The sequence below is a fragment of the Pigmentiphaga aceris genome, from assembly GCF_008119665.1.
Taxonomy (GTDB): domain Bacteria; phylum Pseudomonadota; class Gammaproteobacteria; order Burkholderiales; family Burkholderiaceae_B; genus Pigmentiphaga; species Pigmentiphaga aceris.
Window position 1 is genome coordinate 3,710,590 of the sequence record NZ_CP043046.1, and the last position, 18,785, is coordinate 3,729,374.

At 61.6% G+C, this 18,785-nt stretch carries 16 protein-coding genes; 7 read left to right on the forward strand and 9 right to left on the reverse strand.

What is annotated here, in order from left to right; translation table 11 throughout:
• The first annotated feature begins 40 nt into the window (after positions 1 to 40).
• From FXN63_RS16075 to FXN63_RS16095, 5 genes are all read left to right on the forward strand, one after another.
• Positions 41 to 1,249 carry a DegT/DnrJ/EryC1/StrS family aminotransferase gene (locus FXN63_RS16075; RefSeq protein ID WP_148816234.1) on the forward strand — a complete coding sequence of 403 codons (1,209 nt, stop codon included), beginning with the start codon at positions 41 to 43 and terminating at the stop codon, positions 1,247 to 1,249.
• Between the two features lie 59 nt (positions 1,250 to 1,308).
• Positions 1,309 to 2,340, forward strand: coding sequence for a polysaccharide biosynthesis protein (locus FXN63_RS16080; protein ID WP_148816235.1), 1,032 nt, complete (start codon positions 1,309 to 1,311; stop codon positions 2,338 to 2,340).
• A 1-nt stretch (position 2,341) separates the two neighbouring features.
• Complete coding sequence (gene wbjC, locus FXN63_RS16085; RefSeq protein ID WP_148816236.1) at positions 2,342 to 3,445, forward strand: UDP-2-acetamido-2,6-beta-L-arabino-hexul-4-ose reductase; 1,104 nt, start codon at positions 2,342 to 2,344, stop codon at positions 3,443 to 3,445.
• 79 nt (positions 3,446 to 3,524) lie between these two features.
• The gene (gene wecB / locus FXN63_RS16090; RefSeq protein ID WP_148816237.1) at positions 3,525 to 4,664 is read left to right on the forward strand and encodes a non-hydrolyzing UDP-N-acetylglucosamine 2-epimerase; all 1,140 of its coding nucleotides are present in this window, start codon (positions 3,525 to 3,527) and stop codon (positions 4,662 to 4,664) included.
• A gap of 7 nt (positions 4,665 to 4,671) precedes the next feature.
• Positions 4,672 to 5,976, forward strand: coding sequence for a glycosyltransferase family 4 protein (locus FXN63_RS16095; RefSeq protein WP_246164847.1), 1,305 nt, complete (start codon positions 4,672 to 4,674; stop codon positions 5,974 to 5,976).
• Between the two features lie 1,133 nt (positions 5,977 to 7,109).
• Here FXN63_RS16095 and FXN63_RS16100 read toward each other — a convergent pair.
• The 6 genes from FXN63_RS16100 to FXN63_RS16125 form a co-directional block, all read right to left on the reverse strand.
• Positions 7,110 to 8,330: a glycosyltransferase gene (locus tag FXN63_RS16100; RefSeq protein ID WP_148816238.1), complete on the reverse strand. Its 1,221-nt coding sequence runs from the start codon at positions 8,328 to 8,330 to the stop codon at positions 7,110 to 7,112.
• A gap of 298 nt (positions 8,331 to 8,628) precedes the next feature.
• The gene (locus FXN63_RS16105; protein ID WP_148816239.1) at positions 8,629 to 9,879 is read right to left on the reverse strand and encodes a hypothetical protein; all 1,251 of its coding nucleotides are present in this window, start codon (positions 9,877 to 9,879) and stop codon (positions 8,629 to 8,631) included.
• Positions 9,876 to 10,883, reverse strand: coding sequence for a hypothetical protein (locus FXN63_RS16110; RefSeq protein WP_148816240.1), 1,008 nt, complete (start codon positions 10,881 to 10,883; stop codon positions 9,876 to 9,878). Before FXN63_RS16110 ends, FXN63_RS16105 begins: the two co-directional genes overlap by 4 nt.
• 45 nt (positions 10,884 to 10,928) lie before the next feature.
• A complete protein-coding gene (locus FXN63_RS16115) occupies positions 10,929 to 13,139 on the reverse strand; it encodes a polysaccharide biosynthesis tyrosine autokinase (RefSeq protein WP_148816241.1) in 2,211 nt (736 codons plus the stop codon).
• 7 nt (positions 13,140 to 13,146) lie between these two features.
• Positions 13,147 to 14,196, reverse strand: a complete 1,050-nt coding sequence (locus FXN63_RS16120; RefSeq protein ID WP_187394917.1) for a polysaccharide biosynthesis/export family protein — start codon at positions 14,194 to 14,196, stop codon at positions 13,147 to 13,149.
• Between the two features lie 158 nt (positions 14,197 to 14,354).
• On the reverse strand, positions 14,355 to 14,873 hold the full coding sequence (locus FXN63_RS16125; protein ID WP_187394918.1) for an arsenate reductase/protein-tyrosine-phosphatase family protein: 519 nt from the start codon (positions 14,871 to 14,873) through the stop codon (positions 14,355 to 14,357).
• 367 nt (positions 14,874 to 15,240) lie between these two features.
• On the opposite strand from FXN63_RS16125, the gene FXN63_RS16130 reads away from it, so the two are divergent.
• Positions 15,241 to 15,519 (forward strand): hypothetical protein, encoded by a 279-nt coding sequence (locus tag FXN63_RS16130; RefSeq protein ID WP_148816244.1) that lies wholly within the window; start codon positions 15,241 to 15,243, stop codon positions 15,517 to 15,519.
• 182 nt (positions 15,520 to 15,701) lie between these two features.
• Entirely contained in the window at positions 15,702 to 16,505 is an 804-nt protein-coding gene (locus tag FXN63_RS16135) for a PhzF family phenazine biosynthesis protein (protein WP_148816245.1), read from the forward strand.
• Between the two features lie 76 nt (positions 16,506 to 16,581).
• Here FXN63_RS16135 and FXN63_RS16140 read toward each other — a convergent pair whose 3' ends face one another.
• The 3 genes from FXN63_RS16140 to hemH all read right to left on the reverse strand — a co-directional run bounded on the left by FXN63_RS16140 (position 16,582) and on the right by hemH (position 18,765).
• A complete protein-coding gene (locus FXN63_RS16140) occupies positions 16,582 to 17,142 on the reverse strand; it encodes an LbetaH domain-containing protein (RefSeq protein WP_148816246.1) in 561 nt (186 codons plus the stop codon).
• A 91-nt stretch (positions 17,143 to 17,233) separates the two neighbouring features.
• Positions 17,234 to 17,614 carry an RNA-binding S4 domain-containing protein gene (locus tag FXN63_RS16145; RefSeq protein WP_148816247.1) on the reverse strand — a complete coding sequence of 127 codons (381 nt, stop codon included), beginning with the start codon at positions 17,612 to 17,614 and terminating at the stop codon, positions 17,234 to 17,236.
• A gap of 32 nt (positions 17,615 to 17,646) precedes the next feature.
• A complete protein-coding gene (gene hemH / locus FXN63_RS16150; RefSeq protein ID WP_148816248.1) occupies positions 17,647 to 18,765 on the reverse strand; it encodes a ferrochelatase in 1,119 nt (372 codons plus the stop codon).
• Between the last annotated feature and the right edge of the window lie 20 nt (positions 18,766 to 18,785).

Genomic DNA, 18,785 nt, shown 5'->3' on the forward strand with positions numbered 1-18,785 from the left:
CGCGCACCCAGGCCTGTTCTCTTCCTACGGATAGCCGACGATGCTCAATACGCCCTTTGCCCCCTGGCCCGCCTTCACCGCCGAAGAAGTCGATGCCGTTCGCCGCGTGCTCTTGTCCAATCAGGTCAATTACTGGACGGGCGAAGAAGGCCGCGAATTCGAACGCGAGTTTGCCGAATGGTGCCAAACCGAATACGCGGTGGCGCTGAACAACGGCACCCTGGCACTGGACGCCGCGCTGTACGCCCTGGGCATCGGTCCTGGCGACGATGTGATCGTCACGCCGCGCACCTTCTTCGCGTCGGTGTCCTGCATCGTCAATGCCGGTGCGCGACCGATCTTCGCCGACGTCGATCTGGACAGCCAGAACATCACGGCCGACAGCATCCGTGAGGTGATCACGCCGAACACGCGCGCCATCATCTGCGTACACCTGGCGGGCATGCCTTGCGACATGGACCCGATCATGGCGCTTGCCGCCAACCACGGGCTGTACGTGATCGAGGATTGCGCCCAGGCCCACGGTGCCCGCTACAAAGGCCGCCCGGTCGGCAGCATCGGCCACATCGGCACCTGGTCCTTCTGCCAGGACAAGATCATCAGCACCGGAGGCGAAGGCGGCATGGTCACCACCAACGACCGCCGCCTGTGGTCGGCCATGTGGTCGTTCAAAGACCACGGCAAATCCTGGGATGCGATCTACAACCGGCAAAAGCCGTTCGGCTTCAACTGGGTCCACGAATCCTTCGGCACCAACGCGCGCATGCTGGAAGTACAGGCAGCGATCGGGCGCATTCAACTGCGCCGGCTGGATCAGTGGGTCAGCGCCCGCCAGGCCAATCTTGCGCGCTTGCATGAAACCGCACAGTGGCATCCCGCCGTGCGGGTGCCGGTCACCCCCAATGCGGTCGAGCATGCGGCCTATCGCGGCTACCTGTTCATCCAACCCGACCAGCTGGCGGCGGGCTGGAATCGCGACCGCATCCTGTCCGAGATCAATGCGGCAGGTGTGCCCTGCTATCACGGCTCCAGCCCCGAGGTGTATCTGGAACGCGCGTTCTCGGGCACTGGCCTGGTGCCGCCGACCCGGCTGCCCAACGCCGCCTTGCTGGGTGAAACCAGCCTGGCCTTCCTGGTCCATCCGACCTTGAGCAACGAAGACATGGACAAGACGGTAGCGGCGCTTGACGAAGTGCTGCCGCGTGCCTGCGCAACAAGAACGCTTCGTCGGCGCGCCACTGCCTGCTAACCCCCTTCACCCGCCTGCCTGGCAGGCGGTCGTGCGGATGACTACTCCGGGAATCCAACATGTTGAATGACAAGGTATTGATGATCACGGGCGGAACCGGCTCTTTCGGTTGCGCCGTGCTGCGCCGCTTTCTGGACACCCCGGTGTCCGAGATCCGCATCTTCAGCCGCGACGAGAAAAAGCAGGACGATCTGCGCAAGAAGTACGCGAATCCGAAGCTCAAGTTCTACATCGGCGACGTGCGGGACTACCGCAGCGTGCACGATGCCATGCGCAGCGTGGACTACGTCTTCCACGCGGCAGCACTGAAGCAGGTGCCGTCTTGCGAGTTCTTCCCCATGGAAGCGGTCAAGACCAACGTGCTGGGCACCGACAACGTGCTGGAAGCTGCGATCAAGAACCGTGTTGAACGGGTCATTTGCCTGAGCACCGACAAGGCGGTCTACCCCATCAATGCCATGGGCACGTCCAAGGCCATGATGGAAAAAGTAATGGTCGCCAAGTCGCGCCTGATCGACAGCGGCACGGTGGTCTGCGCCACGCGTTACGGCAATGTGATGGCCTCGCGCGGATCGGTCATTCCGCTGTTCGTGGACCAGGTGCGCGCAGGGCGGGCGATCACCATTACCGACCCGTCGATGACACGTTTCATGATGACGCTCGACGATGCGGTGGACCTGGTGCTGTATGCCTTCCAGCACGGTCGCAACGGCGACATTCTGGTGCAGAAGGCACCTGCCGCAACCATCTCGGTGCTGGCCACCGCGCTGATCCAGCTGCTGGATGTCATGGACCACGAAGTGCGGATCATCGGCACGCGCCACGGCGAGAAGCGCTACGAGGTGCTGCTGAGCCGCGAGGAAATTGTCAACGCCGAAGACCGTGGCAGCTATTTCCGCCTGCCGCCCGACTTGCGCGACCTGAACTACGGCAAGTACGTGGAACAGGGCGAGCCGCGCATTTCCATGGCGGACGACTACAACTCCCACAACACCACGCGCCTGGACGTCGAGGGCATGAAACGGCTGCTGCTGAAGCTGCCCTTCATTCAGGCCATCACGCGTGGCGAGCCGGTCTACGCGGAGGACTGACATGCGTGTCCTGATCACCGGCGCCGACGGATTCATCGCCAAGACCTTGCGCGTGAAGCTGGTGGAGCGGCCTGACATCGAGGTCTTGTCCTACACCCGCGACGCAGACCCCGCCACCCTGCCCGCGCTGGTGGCGCAAGCCGATGCAGTCATTCATCTGGCAGGCGTGAACCAGAGTTCCGACGCCGAAGGCTTTCGGGTCGGCAATGCCGACTTCACCCGCCAATTGGCCGGACTGCTGTATGCCGACGGACGCGCGCTGCCGGTGGTCATGGCGTCGGCCGAGCAGACCCGTGTGCAGACACCTTACGCGCGCAGCAAATGGGAAGCCGAACAGGTGCTGAAGGCCTACGCGACGGCAACCGGTGCACAGGTCTACATCTACCGTCTGCCCACGGTATTTGGCAAATGGGCAGCGCCAGATCGGCATTCAACCATTGCCACCTGGTGCCGAGACATTGCCACGGGCCAGGCCGTCACGATTGACGACCCGGCAGAGCGCCTGCGTCTGGTGTATGTGGACGATGTGGCCGACGAGTTCATCCGTGTGCTGCAAGACCGGCCCGTGCTTGAACACCCCAGGGTGCCGGTGGAATACACCAGCACAGCAGGGGAAGTGCTGAACGCCTTGCGCGCATTTCGCGCGAGTCGCGCCACGCTTGCCACGCCTGATGTCGGCACCGGCCTGCTGCGCGCACTGCATGCGACCTATCTGAGCTACCTGCCGCCCGACGAATTCAGCTATCGCATTCCCCGCCACGCAGATGCGCGCGGTGCATTTGTCGAGGTGCTGAAGACGCCCCACGCCGGCCAGTTCTCGTTCTTCACCGCCGGGCCGGGCGTAACGCGTGGGGGGCACTACCACCACTCGAAGACCGAGAAATTCCTGGTGTTGCGCGGCCGCGCGCACTTCCGGTTTCGACAGATCGTCAGCGGCCTGACACACCAGATCCACACCGACGGCGACACGCCCGAAGTGGTGGAAACCGTCCCCGGCTGGACCCATGACATCACCAACGTGGGCGATCAGGAATTGATCGTCATGTTGTGGGCCAACGAGGTGTTCGATCGCGACCGGCCCGACACCATCGCGGCGGCGCTTTGATTGCTCTACCCGCTCTCACCTTGCTCACCGTTGTTCGTCCGCTCTCCCACTGCTCACCTCTCTTTCGGATTCGCACTTCATGAAAAAACTCAAGGTAGCCACCGTGGTCGGCACACGACCCGAAATCATCCGCATGTCGCGCGTCATTGCTGCGCTCGACGAAAGCGCCGACCATATTCTGGTTCACACCGGCCAGAACTACGACCATGAGCTGAACGGCATCTTCTTCGAAGACCTGCAGATCCGCTCACCGGACCACTTCCTGGAAGCAGCGGGCGGCAATGCGGCGGAGACCATCGGCAAAGTCATCATGGCAGTCGACAAGGTCTTTGCCGAGACCAAGCCCGACGCCTTGCTGATCCTGGGCGACACCAACAGCTGCCTGGCCGCCATTGCCGCCAAGCGCCGCAAGATTCCGATCTTCCACATGGAAGCCGGCAACCGCTGCTTCGACCAGCGTGTGCCCGAAGAAACCAACCGCACCATCGTTGACCACATCGCCGATGTGAACCTGCCCTACAGCGCCATCGCACGCGAGTACCTGTTGCGTGAAGGCCTGCCGCCCGACCGCGTGATCAAGACCGGCAGCCCGATGTTCGAAGTGCTGAATCATTACCGCGACCGCATCGAGCAATCCGACGTGCTGGAACGGCTGGGCCTGGAAGAAGGACGCTATTTCGTCTTCAGCACCCACCGCGAAGAAAACGTCGATTCCGAACAGAACTTCGGCAAGCTGATTGCCGTGCTGCGCGGCATGGCCGAGGCCTTCGATGACCCGATCATCGTGTCCACCCACCCGCGTACCCGCAAACGCATCGACGCCGCCGGCATCGAGCTGCCGCCATCGGTGCGCCTGCTGAAACCACTGTGCTTCAGCGACTACGTGACGCTGCAATGCCATGCGCGCGCCGTGCTGTCGGACAGCGGCACGATCACCGAGGAATCGTCGATTCTGAACTTCCCGGCACTGAACATTCGTGAAGCGCACGAGCGGCCAGAAGGCATGGAAGAAGCGGCAGTGATGATGACCGGGCTGGAACTGCCGCGCATCTTGCAGTCGCTGGCCATTCTCGATCGGGAAGGCAAGGAGCAGCGCGACGACAACCAGCGCCTGATCCGGCAAGTGGACGACTACAGCATGCCCAACGTGGCCGCCAAGGTCGTGCGCATCATCCACAGCTACACCGACTACGTGAACCACGTCGTCTGGAAGCGTTGAGGGCACCATGAAAACCGTCAATGACCGTTCTGCCGATATGAATGACGATGCCCCTGGTTCACGGGCCGACCTGCCGGCAGTGTCGGCCGGTCGCCCGCTGAACATTCTGATCATCACGCAGTGGTTCGAGCCGGAACCCTCGGCCAAAGGGCTGGCCTTTGCCAAGGCCTTGCGCGACCAGGGGCATTCGGTAGAGGTCTTGACGGGCTTTCCGAACTACCCGGGCGGCAAGCTGTATCCGGGCTATCGGCTGAAGCCGGTGCGGGTCGACACCATCGACGATATTCGTGTGGTGCGCGCTCCGCTCTACCCCAGTCACGACAGTTCAGCGTTGCGCCGCATTTTCAACTATGCCTCGTTTGCGGCGTCGGCGTTGATCGTTGGCATGCTGTGCACCAAGCGGCCGGATGTGATCTACATCTATCACTTGCCTGCCACGACTGGCGTGGCCGGTGCGTTGATGTCGAAGCTGCGCGGTGCGCCGTTTGTGTTCGATGTGCAGGACCTGTGGCCTGATACCTTGCGCGCGACCGGCATGATGCAGAACCGCCATGCACTGGCGCTGGTCGAACGGGTGTGCCAGTTTGTCTATCGGCGTGCGGCGCGCATTGTGGCGGTGTCGGCTGGTATCCGCGACACGCTGGTGTCGCGCGGCGTGCCGGCGGAGAAGATCGATGTGATCTACAACTGGTGCGATGAGCAGGCGATTCACGAGGGTACGTCTGCCCCTGCGCCGGCGATCATGGCGAACCGGTTCAACATTGTGTTTGCGGGAACGATGGGGAAGGCGCAGGCATTAGAAGCAGTGTTGCAGGCTGCCAAGCGGGTGGGTGCGATTCACCCGGAGATTCAGTTTGTGTTCATTGGCAGCGGGGTTGAGCTGGAGAAGCTGAAGAGCTTGAAGCATCAGCTGGAGCTGGACAATGTGGTGTTCGTGCCGCGCGTGCGCAGTCAGGAGATTGGTGCTTTCTTGAAGGCGGCGGATGCGTTGCTGGTTCACTTGCGTGACGATCCGCTGTTTGAGATTACGATTCCGTCGAAAATTCAGGCCTACTTGGCGGTGGGGAGGCCGATTCTGTTGGCGGTGAAGGGGGATGCGGCGGCGATCATTGCGGATGGTCAGTGTGGGGTGGTTGCGCAGCCGGAGGATCCTGCTGATATTGCGGCGGCGGCATGCAAGCTGTACACCATGGGGGAGGCTAGTCGTCAGACGTTGGCAGCTAATGCGGGCAAGCATTATCTGCAGCATTTTTCGCTGGCGATTGGGGCTCGGCGGTCGATGGATTCGCTTATCAAGGCGGTTCGGGATTGATGCTTTTGCACTGGTTTGGCGGTTCTTGAGCTGGTCGTGGTTTGCTCGTGACGGTGTAAGCGCTGTTGAGCCAGTCGCGGGTGGTGGGGCCGGATTGGCTGCCCCGCTGGACTTTGGCGTCGGGACTCCCGCCCTCCACCTCGTCCAGAAGGGCAGCCAATCCGGCCCCACCACCCACGCCTTCAAAACGGCTTGGTTAAAAGCAGATCCCGCCTTTGGGCAGTGTGCGTTTTTTTGGCTGCCGGGTGCTGGAATTAGTTCTCGGCATCCGTGGGCCACCATTCTTGAACGCCACGCGACTGGCCCTGGGGATTGGCTGGCCAGGTCGCCACGAAGCGGCTCAGCGGCTCACGCATCGGGCCGTTCTTTAAAGGCCTTTCAGAGCAGCGCCACTCAAGAATATTCGCGCGTCTGCTTGGCGGTGAGGTGACTTGGAAGCGGGTGGCCGCGCACTAGGTAATGCGACGAAAAGGCGGGGCGTTGAAGGTTGGCGCTTTGAAGGCTGCACATTGAACGTTCGGGGCGATGACGAACGGGGGACTGTCAGAATTTCTGTGTGCAAGGCTCGTCCAACAGCCCTCCGCACAGTTGAGCGCGTCAGGCTGACAACGCCCCGGTGGTGTTGATCTCGTCGCAAGGCAAGCGCCTCGACCAACGCGCAGCAAAAGCGTTTTCACGAGATCAGCCGCCAGCGCCACGATCGTCGCTGCCGCTCTCGGCATGCCGTGACGCGGCGGCCACCCGCTTCGATGTCACCCCACCATCAAGCAGGAGCGCAAATTTTCTTGAGTGGAGCTGCCGTAAAAGGCCGCTGAAGAACCCACCGAATCAAGAGCCGGAGAGCTCGCTTCGTGGCGACCTGGCCAGCCAATCCCCGGGGCCAACCGCGAGGCGATCTAGAACGGTGGCCACCGAATGCCGAGAACCGATTCCAGCACCAAGCAGCCAGAAAATCAGTACGCGCCCAAAGGCGGGATCTGCTTTTAACCAAGCCGTTTTGAAGGCGTGGGTGGTGGGGCCGGGTTGGCTGCCCTTCTGGACGAGGTGGAGGGCGGAGACCCGACGCCAAGGTCAAGCGGGGCAGCCAACCCGGCCCCACCACCCGCGACTGGCAGAAGAACAACCACACCGCCTCAAGCAGAAGCATCCGGCAAGCCCCTGGCAACTCTCCACCTGCGCAGCACAGAATTGAACAAAGCACGATTCGCCTCTATCACCTTCGGATCACTCAGCCGCTCACGCGCCCGTGCCCGCACACGCTCCCTGCCCTGCCGCCGCTGCCCGACATCAAGCGCCGCCAGCTCATCGATCCGCCGCGCAAACACCTCCGGCGCATCCAAGGGGACATCCCACCCTAAGCCCTCTGCAGCCAGATTGAGCCACGGCGTCTGATCACTCACCAACACCGGCGTGCCCACACTCAGACACTCGCCAATCACCTGCCCATAACTTTCGCCCCGCGTCGGGAACAAAAACAAGTCATAGCGCGAGAAAATCCGCTCCACGTCCTCGGCCGGCGCATCCCCGCAATAGGTCACGCGCACATTCGCCGGCAAAGCCTTGGCCAAGGCCCGGCATTCTGCCCAGTATTCGCCGTCCTCAACAGGCCCATAGATATCGAAGCTGACATCCGCTTGCACCAGGGCCAGCACACACAACGCAAAGTCGAGATTCTTCTTGCGCGAAATGCGCGACAGGAACACCAGTTTTACGCTGCGCGTGGCGGTCTGGTCTGACGACTCTTCGACGGTGGGCACAACTGCCGGCACTGCGGCTTCGGCATAACGGCGCGGCAGGTCGATGGCGATTTCCACGGCCTCAGCAGGCAGTTTCAACACATTAAGAATGGCCAGCTTTTCGTGTTCGCTCGCGGCCTGGAAGGTGGCGTCGCGGTACAGGCCCAGCAGGCCGGCCAGGAAGATGTAGGCGCGCTTGCGCCAGGGTTTCAAGGCCAGTGCACCTGGTGAGAACTCGCCACGGGGGGCGAGGAAAAGCGGTGCGTCCGATACGCGAGCGAAGCGGCGCAGCATCAAGGGCAAGATGCTGAAGCGGCGGTCGAAGAAGCTGTTCAGGTAGATCGCGTCGTGGGGAGTTTGCTCGATCAGGGCTTGTATCGCGGCAAACGGCGCTTCGTTGTCAACGTAGCAGACGCGGGCACGGCCTACTTGATTCCAGCAATTACGAGTCACGCCCGGGTACGGCTCGGCGTCGCCCAGATCGCGGTCACGCGTGACGATCCAGAATTCGAAATCGTCGGACAAGGTGTCGACCATGTTGGCAATGGTGCGCAACTGGCCGCCAGACTTGTGGCCTGGCAGGTAGTGTCCGACGAAGGTCAGGATTTTGGTGGTCATGCCGGCAGTCTCCGTCGAGAGGTCGAGGATGTGTGACGAGGGTGTATGACGAGAAAATAGGTCGAAGGTCTAGGACGAAACAGCAGGTCTGAACAGCGAGACGAAGACGCAACTCGGACAAACTCTTCGGAACAAGCAGGTCGAAAATCTGAGACGACTAAGGACATCAAAGCAATCAGGAATGCAGAGAAACCGCTGCAACTTCTTCACGGCAGCGACCGCAAGCTCAACAGCAACTGCTTCCCGTACGACTAAGCCACCAGGATCGAACCCCGACGCTGCGAACATCAACCCGCTATCAAGGCGGTGTCTGCACGCTCAACGGCAACTGCCTCCGATACGACCAGGCCATCAGGATCGAATACCCCGACGCGGCAAACATCAAGCCAGCCATCACGTAGTGATACGACGGCAGGCTCATGCCGACTGCGACGTACACGCCTACTGCCCCGGCCTTGGCAAGTCCTTGCACGATGGCTGCACGGGTGGCGATGGCCTCGGATACCAGCACGTAATTGAACATCTGCGTCACGCGCGAAGTGACGACGGCCACCACCACCAACGCCAGCGACGCCGACAAGGTGGCATCGTGCACACCTGGGCCTATCCATAGCCCCAGCACGTAGGCACCCGCCGCATACACGATCAACGCCCCGGCAGCAAAGGCCACGATCAGACCGCTGGCCAGGCCCAGGTTGTGGGGCATGCGTGCAATGCGCACGAAGACCACGGCCATGGCCGCATCGAACAGGCCCTTGAGCACGTCGAAGGGCTTGCGGTTCATCAGGTAGGAAGACACGGCACCGGGTGCCGCGCCTTGCGACAGGAACAGCACACCGTCGAACGAGAACATGGTCAGGTAGGACGCATTGGCCACAAATGCGCCCCAGCTCACGCCACTGAACGGCAGAATGCGCCAGCGCCAGCGATGGTGCTCGCGGGCCATCACCACTTGTCCGCAGAAGATCACCAGGCTGCGGCTCAGTGCGGCCAGGGCCAGGCCAAGAATGCCGTAGGGGCTGAGCGCGAGCACCAGGCCCAGGAACATCAAGCTGGCGAAGGCGTTCAGTGCATAGATCTCCACGAAGCGCGACTGCGTGCGCAGCAAGGCAGATTCGGCATAGCACATCACGCCCAGGGCAGGACACAAGGCCAGCACCACGAAGGGCAGGTATTGGTCGACCTGCTGGGTATGCGCGATCACCAGATAAATCGGCACCTGTACGCAGAACGCGATGATTGCGATGCGCAGCAGGTCGGAGCGCAGCCGCAGATACAGCGCCTCGATCTTGTCGGCGCGTTCGCCCACTGCCACTTTGATGAAACGCTCGGACAGGCCGAAGTCCAATGGGATGAACAAGGTGCCCAGTTCGACGATCGAGAACCAGACGCTGAACTGCGTTGCCGTCAGCGAGTGCCAGTAGATCGGGTACGCAACCAGGCTGACGCTGATCGCCACTGCCACCGCGAACAGCGACATCAGCACACCGGTGCGTGTGCCCTGGCTGGCCGGGGCGACGGCCGCTTTGCTCAAGGTAGGTACTGTCACGGATGCCCCGCGCCCGGTTCGGCCATGAAACCAGAGCCGTAGTGAATCGTGTCTTCGATGAAGGTCACGCCTTTCAGCGCGAAGTACACCAGGAATACCATGGTCAATACGTTCAGGCCACGTCGGTACTGAACGCCGTAATACATGAACGCGAAGTAGGAAAAGATCACCACGCGATCAGGCCCGACGGCATACGCAGCCGCCATGATTGGCAGGTGCACCAGCAAGGCTTCGAAGCGCCGGCCATGTGCGTAGACCTGGGCGGCAATCAGGAAGGCAAGTGGCTTGAGCAAGGTCTGTATGCCGCCGCTTTCTGCGGCGTACACCAGGAACTTGCCGACCACGTGTTCATACAGCAGGAAGGCCGCTACCGTGGCACCCAGCAAGCCGCCCAGCATGCGGATGGGTTTGCCATCCAGGCGTGCCGTCATCAGGCGTTTTGCCATGCCCCATGCCGGATAGGCCAGGCGACTGACCCACAGGATCATGGTCTGCGAATGGGTCAGTACGCTCAAGCCCGCAAAGACATAGCGCAGCGGCCCGCGCAAGGTGAACGCCAGCAGAAAGCAAAGCATGGCCAGCTTCAGGCGTTCGGCCGAGAAGAACAGCACCAGCAGGTAGAAGTTCGTGAACACCAATGCAATCACGATCATCGATGTGCGCACCCGCAACAGCCACAACGTCAACACGTAGCCCAGTGCCCCGTTCAGGATCGACATCAACCAGTCTTTCTCGATCAAGGGTGCAAGCAGGAAGACCAGTGTGTAGTAGCCGGGCTCGCGGGAGTCCAGCGTGTCGGCGTAGAATCCCAGGCCGTTCGTCCAGTCGTAGAACGGCAGGCCGTCGTAAAAGTTGCGGTAGTACAGCTGATCGCCGCTGGTGTAATACGGGAAGATGTACAGGCTGAACATCGTGCATGCCAGCCCCACGGCCAGCGGCACCACGGTGCGGGCCGCCGACACGGCACCGCTTGCATAAGACGCACGGATGTAGCCTGTGTTCATGATGTCAGGTCTCGTGATGTCATCACCCGGGGTGCCACGGCGCGTTCAGTAGGTGTTGCCATAGGTCAGCCGACGACGCTTCACACCGTTGAAGATGATGCCCTTGACCACCGTGCCGGCAGACTCCAGCTTCTTCATGGCTTCGCGCAGATCGTCTGCCGTGCTGTGCTCGGCGCGCACCACCAGGAAGACCGTGGCCGCGTTGTTGACCACGCCCAGCGTGTCACTGACGGGCAGCACAGGCGCTGAATCCAGAATGACGTGGTCGTAGTCGCGTTCCAGGCGCTTCAGCAATTCGGCAAAGCGTGCGCTTGACAGCAGTTCGCTGGGGTTGGGGGGCAACTGACCAGCCGGGATGATGTGCAATTCGCCCTCGGGCAGAATGCGCTTGCGCAACACGGCATCCAGCGTTGCCGACCCATTCAGCAGGTTCGACAAACCTGCCACCCGGCCATAACCGAAGTAGGCACCCAGCTTGGGGCGACGCAGATCGGTGTCGATCAGCAGCACCCGCCTGCCGCTGGACACCAGCAATACGCTCAGGTTTGCCGACACGAAGCTCTTGCCCAATGCGGCCGTGGCGCTGGTGACCACAATGCTCTTGTTGCTGGCATCCATCAACGCAAAACCCAGGCCGGTGCGTAAAGATCGAAGGCTTTCCACTGCCGGGTCATCGGGTCGCAACAGGGCCAGCAATGAACCCGTGGAGATCGCGTTCGCCCGGCCGGATCGCAAGTCCATCTTGTCCTGGAATGGGCTCTCCGGAATGCTGGCGTAGGACACCAGGCCAGTCGCGCGTTCGGCATCTTCGGCGTCGCGCACAGTCGGACGCAGCATGCGTGCACCGACCGCAGCCAACACACCCAGCGCCAGGCCCAGCGCAGCCGCTGCGCAGACGATGATGATCTTCTTGGGTGCCACGGCCTTGAAATCGGCCACCGCAAAGTCCACCACCCGCACATTGCCGACCGTGCCCGCCTTGGCCACTTTCAATTGCTGCGCGTTGTTCAGCAAGGCGATGTACATCTGGTTGGCGACCTCGGCGTCACGCTGCAGGCGCAACAGGTCACGCTGCGCGGCGGGCAGGCGATTCACCTGATCGTTCACACGGGTATTGACGCGTGCCGTTTCGGCCAGCTGCGCTTCCAACGCCTTCAGCTCCGGGTGGTCCGGCGTGTAGCGCTGGGCCAGATCGTCGCGACGCAGTTGCAGTTGCAGCCGGCCCTTTTCCACTTCCACGGCCTGATTCAACAAGGTCTCGGTAGAACGCTCGACGCTGACCGTGTTGGTGCGGGTGCGGAAGTTGTTCAGCAGTTCCTCGGCGCGTTCGACATCGCGTTTGATGCCTGGCAGTTGTTCATCCAGGAACTGCAGGCTTTGATAGGCCTCGGCATTGCGACGTTCCACGTTCTGCTTCAGATACGCACTGGCAATGGCGTTGACCAGGTCTTGCGCCAGCTTCACATCAGGGTGCTCGTAGCTGACCCGCATGATGCTGCTTTGCCGGCCGCTTTCGGCAATCGACAGGTCTTGCAGAATGTCCCGATACGCCGTCACCGGTGCCGCGCGCACCAGTTTGAAGGTGGTCAGATTGCCTGCGCGCATGTCGGCCACCATCAGGCGGCCGGGCTGGCCGTCAACGGTGAAGTCCAGCATCCGCCCCACCGTTCCGGCTCCCAGGCGTTTGCCGTCGTGGTCTTCCAGCTGATATTTGCCTGGGCCGTCTGCACGCACCTTGAATGGCTTGTCCAGCTGGCTTTCCGGCACGCTCAGCTCGTCCACGCGCAGGCGCTCTCCGCCCCACGAGAACATGTCCAGGCCGAATGGGGCGGCTACCGGCGCGGTGGCATCGGCGTGATAGCGGGCGAACCAGTTGCCGATCAGCGGCGGCTGGCTCGACACGCTGACACGGATGTCGGCGCGGGTGGCTTTCACCGCCTTCAAGATCACCTCGCGGGAACGCAGGATTTCGATTTCGCCGGTAACCGGGCTGCTGCCGCCGCCCCAGGTATCGGACAGCTGCTGCACCCCGCTGAGCATGGTGGTTTTCTTGTCTTCCACCTGGATCAAGGCATCTGCCCGGTAAATGGGGGTAGCCAGCTGCACATAGGCGGCCCCCGCCCCCAACACCAGCAGGAAGATGCCAATGACCCGCCACCGGTATTGCAGCAAGGTCTCCATCAACTCGGACAGGTTGATCTCGCCATTGGCGGGGGCGTGAATACGTTCTGACAGGACGATCGGCGTTGCGCTCATGACTGGTTCACCGACGGACCGCGGTAGCGGCCGGCAAAATGTTGGTCAGCACGCGACCGAAGCGGGTCACGCCGGTCGGGTCCACGTAAACGATGTCGCGCGGTTGCAGATCGAAGCGGTCGGCCAGCACCAGCGCGTCGGGGCTTGAGGCATTCAAATGCCAGATCTGCGGCCGGTTGTTCTGGCCATTGCGGATCACATACAGCTGACCGGTATTGGCGCTGAGCGGATTGAAGCCACCGGCGTCCGACAAGGCTTCTGCCAGGCTCATGCGGCCACGTGGCATCACACGCGATTGCGGTGTGGTGACTTCGCCCATCACGAAGACCTTGTTGTAGCGGCTCTCGGGCACCGTCAGGATGTCGCCAGGGCTAAGGCGCACGTCCTGGCTTACGTCGCCCTCGTAATACAGCGCGTACAGATTCACTGGCCGGGTCTGACCGCGACTGAGCAAGGTGGCGGCGCTCAGATCGGCCTCAGGAGTCAGCCCCCCTGTCTGAGAGATCAGATCGGTGACGGTCATGGGCACGTCAGTCACTGGCACCACGCCCGGGCGCGTCAGTTGCCCAAGGGCAAACACGCGCTGGCTGCGGTAAGTCAGCACCGAGACGTCAACCTGCGGCTGAACCAGATAGGTAGCCAGCTTCTTGGTCAGCTCGTCACGAATATCGTCCACGGTTCTGCCAACTGCCTGCACCTTGCCCGCATAGGGATAGAAGAAGGTGCCTGCCTCGCTGACCACGCGGCCCGACAACTCGTTGAGCGTGCCAGACGGGTTATTCAATTCCGGGTGGTTCCACACCGTGATAAGCAAGATGTCGTATTTGCCGACGGTGTAACGATACCCACCTGAACCGTTGGCCTTCAGGTCAGCCGATGCCTGGGCACGGGCGGCGGCACGCTCGGCGTCGTTGCGTTGTTTGTCCTGCACCATCTGCGCAATGGTCTGCGGCGAAATGGAGAAGATGTCGGCGCGATCCTTGACCGATTCCTTGGAGAAATCAGGCCTGTCGAGGGTGGATGCGTCCGGCACGACCCCCAGATAGGGTCCGGGCACGGTGCAGCTTGCAAGTATCACAAGCGCGGGTGCGCACAGCAGCCGGCGCCAGGCGATTACGCGGGCGAACATTGACGTATGCATGGATGAACCTCGACGATCAGTGGGCCGACGACGCGGGTGCGCGCAGACATGGAGAACAGCAACAAAGGGTTGTTTCAGGCTCGTGCAATACCCGGGGGGCGGGTCTGGGTGCTGACAGTCATCGCGATCGTGCCGGTAACGGGTTTGACCATGCCGGTTTCGCGCAGGCGACTGACCCAGTCCCGGGTGCATAGATCAATCTGTCGCCAGGTCGATTCAAAAATACCGAAAGGCATGCGCAGCGGATCGACAATCTGCAAGCCTTGCCAATGTCCAAGCAAAAACACTTTTCCGGTGGCAGCGGCGAAACGCTGGCGCATTTCGCGCCGGTGTTCGTCGTCCATGATGAATATGGCCGACGCCGCCGCGATTTCTGCACTGGTCGCATTTGCCGCGCGTTTATCGCTGGGCAAAGGCATGCCGTGCGCATCGGCCAGTTCCGTCACATAACGATGCGGCGGGCTGCCGACCGAGGCGGCCAACCCACGCGATATCACGCTGGCCTGCAGGTTATTGCGCAGCAGGTGATGGCGAAACAAGGTTTCGGCCATGGGACTGCGGCACACATTGCCGGTGCACAAAACCAGCAGCATTGGATAATCCGGAGATGGCAGCATTGTCTCGACCCTGAAAAGGTTGAACGATTCTAGGCACATCGGAATCCGGTTTCCAGACGCTAAAACTTTCAAATACCCGGCGACTTGCGGTTTTTGGGGCCAAACACCCTACCCAACCGTGCAAAGCCCCTTCATTTAAGCCATCCTGGCGATAGCATTCGCTAACTTTAAACAAATGCTCACGCGAGCTTATCGACCCGGAATCGATTAATCGTAAACGATGTCAATCGCGGTTTTTTATAATCAGGAACCGGTTATCCATGCGAATAAACTGCGGGTATAAGCAGCCGGGCACACAGATATCGAATACGTGGATTTCACCCCGCCTGCACGCGGAGACCGCATGAATATCTCGGAAATCAGTACGCCTTTTCAGGAAGCAGAAAGACGCGCGCACGATCGCGCGCGGCGTATTACCGACTGGATGCTGCGCGCAAGCGAACGCGACCCAGCCGGGTTCTGCGCGTTGCTGTGGGCGGACGACTGGGTACGGCTGGCCGAGCATGCCTGCATCGAGCCGCGCAACGTAAAAGCCATTCAGCGTCGCTTCTTGAAGATGGATGCAGACGAGCGACGCTCGGTGCTTGAGTCTTTTTTGTGGGACGCGCCCGAGGCGCACTGAGGCGGGGCTGGCCGGGCAGGGAAAACCGAGGGCCAATTCAGGGAGGGTCGTACGAGCACAGCACATCGCGGCCGTGGATAATATCCGGGCCAGTTGTTCTGGTTTGATATTCCCTGTTGTCTCATCGTGTTGTCTCATCGAAAGCCGGCCTACCGCCGGCGACAATAAAACGCCCGCACCCCATGCAATTACCCATTCACGTCATCGACGCATTCACCTCGGAACGATTCAAAGGCAATCAGGCCGCAGTGGTTCCGCTAGCCGCCTGGCTTCCCGACGCTGTCCTGCAGTCCATCGCGGCCGAGAACAACCTGTCCGAAACCTCGTTCCTGGTCTGGAGCGCCGATCGCGACGCGTTCGAGATCCGCTGGTTCTCCCCGCTCAAGGAAATCGCGTTCTGCGGCCACGCCACGCTGGCGAGCGCCTTTGTGCTGTTCGACGCCAATGCCACGCGCCAAGTGATCACCTTCTGGGCCGCGGCCGTGGGAAACGTCACCGCTACGCAGGAAGACAGCGGCCGCATCCGCATGAGCTTCCCGCGCCGCGACGCACAGCCCGTAGCCGATGCGCCCCTCGCCCTGCGTGAAGGCCTGAGCCCGGCACCGTCCGCCTACCTGGTGAATCAGCAGGCCTACGTGGCCGTCTACGACGACGAAGCCAGCGTGCTCGCGGTCAAGCCGGATCTGGAACGACTCAAATCCCTGGGCCCGCTGGATGTGGTGGTAACGGCGCCCGCAAACGCCGGGGCACCCTACGATTTTGTCAGCCGCTATTTCTGGCCTGCCAATGGCGGCGACGAAGACCCGGTCACCGGTTCCATCCACGCGGCGCTCGCCCCGTACTGGGCAGGCCGTCTCGGCAAGCAGGTCTTGGTCGGCCACCAGGCTTCGCGCCGCACGGGCACGCTGTTCTGCGAAGTGACCGAGGCCAGCGTTGAAGTGGCGGGCCATTGTGCGCGCTACCTGAGCGGCACCATCACGATCTGAGCCCCTTTTCCGCAACGGAACAGTTGGCTGCCATGCCGGCGCGAGCGCGCCGGCATGATTCTTGGCAAGCCTTGCCTCAGAAGTCGTTGCGAATGCGGCGATACGCCGTCGCCAGGCTGACGTTGGTCAGCATCACCGATTCCGAGAAATCGCGGGTGGCCTTGTCGGTCTGCGGCAGCTTGGCCAGATCAGTGTCTTTGCTGACCCGGGTCATCGAGGTCACATAGAAACCTGCCGGGATCTCGACACCGTCGACCACACTGTTGTGGCGAACCACAGCGGTGTCATGCACCACACAGTTGAACAACACCGAGTTGAAGCCGATGAACACGTTGTTGCCGATCCGGCACGGGCCATGGACGATCGATCGGTGGGCAACCGAGGTGTTTGCGCCGATGGTGACCGCCGCGCCATCCTTGGAGTGGATCACCACGCCGTCCTGAATGTTGGAGTTGGCACCGATGATGATCGGTTCCATGGTGCCGTCGGCGTTGACTTCGTCGGCGCGGATGACCGCATAGGGGCCGATGAAGACGTTTTCGCCCACTTCGACCTTGCCGCACAGAATGGCGGTGGGGTCGACAAAGGCGGTTTCGTGGACGACGGGGAAGTCGCCGCTGGGATTTTTACGCAGCATTCGAGTGTGCTCTGTCTGTGACTGGCGCGCGGCGTGCGCGCCCCGGCCATCACACGGGTCGCACGCTGCGCCAGACTTATAGTGGGTTAGATCAGGACTGATCGCGCCAGCTATCGAGCTGACGTCGGTCCTGCTTGGTGGGGCGGCCCTTGATCTCCCGCGACGGCTCATAGGCCTGCCGATTCAGTTCAATGACTTCCAGACGCCGCTTCAAACCGTCCGGGGTCTCGTCATACAGCGTGCGGGCAAACGTGGCCGGTCCGCGCATGCCGGACAGCCCCCGAACAATCACTTCAAACACCTGATCGCCCGCCCGCACTTCGATCCGGTCGCCAACACGCACTGCGCGCGCTGGCTTGGGACGCTCGCCGGCCAATTTCACCTTGCCGGTTTCGACGGCGGCCTGGGCAATGCTGCGCGTCTTGAAAAAACGCGCCGCCCACAACCACTTGTCGATACGTTGGTCATCCATGTTGCACCTGCATTGCTCGCAAATCGTGGCGTCTAGTCTATCGCGCCCACGTGCAAGGCCGCTTCGCGCTGCACCGCGCGCTCGGCGGCACGCGCTTCCGAGCGGTCGTTGGCCAGTGTAGGCCAGCCCTGAACCTGGCTCAGAATCAACTTGCCCAACGCATCGATCCAGGGGTCGGTGTCGTTCAGGGCAGGAATGTAGCGATAGTCTTTGCCGCCCGCATGCAGATAGGCTTCGCGCGCCTCTTCGGCGATTTCTTCCAGGGTTTCCAGGCAATCGCCGACAAACCCAGGGCAGAAGACGTCCACCGAATCCACGCCCTTCGATGCCAAGTCCTTCAAGGTGGGTTCGGTATAGGGCTGCAACCATTCGGCGGCACCGAAACGGCTCTGGAACGTGACTTCAAATTCGTCACGCGTCAGATTCAGGCGTTCGGCCAGCAGTCGCCCGGTCTTGTGACATTCGCAGTGATACGGATCGCCCAGTTCCAGCGAGCGCATCGGCACGCCGTGAAAGCTCAACACCAATTTTTTGGCCCGACCGCGCTCGGCCCAGAAGCTTTCCACACGATGCGCAAGCGCTTCGATGTAGCCCGGGTCGTCGTGGAAGTGACGCAGGTAACGCACCTCCGGCTGATTGCGCGCCTTGGCCAGCCAGCGGCCGACACAGTCGATTGCCGTGGCCGTGCTGCTGGCCGCGTATTGCGGATACAGCGGCACCACCAGAATGCGCTCGATGCCTTCTGCACGCATCTCGGTCATCACGGATGCAATCGACGGATTGCCATAACGCATGCCGTAGCGAACAGCAATGTGATGCCCTTGTTCGTCCAGCCAGGCTTGTGTGCGGGCGGTCTGGCGCTGGGTCCACACCATGAGCGGTGAACCTTCAGGCGTCCAGATGGACTCGTAGCGCTTGGCTGAATCCTTGGGCCGCACGTTCAGAATGACGCCGTGCAGGATCATTTTCCACAGGATCGGCGGGATCTCGATGACCCGGGGATCGGACAGGAATTCAGCCAGATAACGACGGACCGCCTTGCGATCGGGGGCGTCAGGCGTACCAAGATTGACCAGCAACACCCCTGTTCGCGCAGAGGCACCATGGTCGAACTGGCCGTGACGATGCGGCGGTTCCGGAGAAAAACGCATAAAGATTCCTGGCGGGCGCT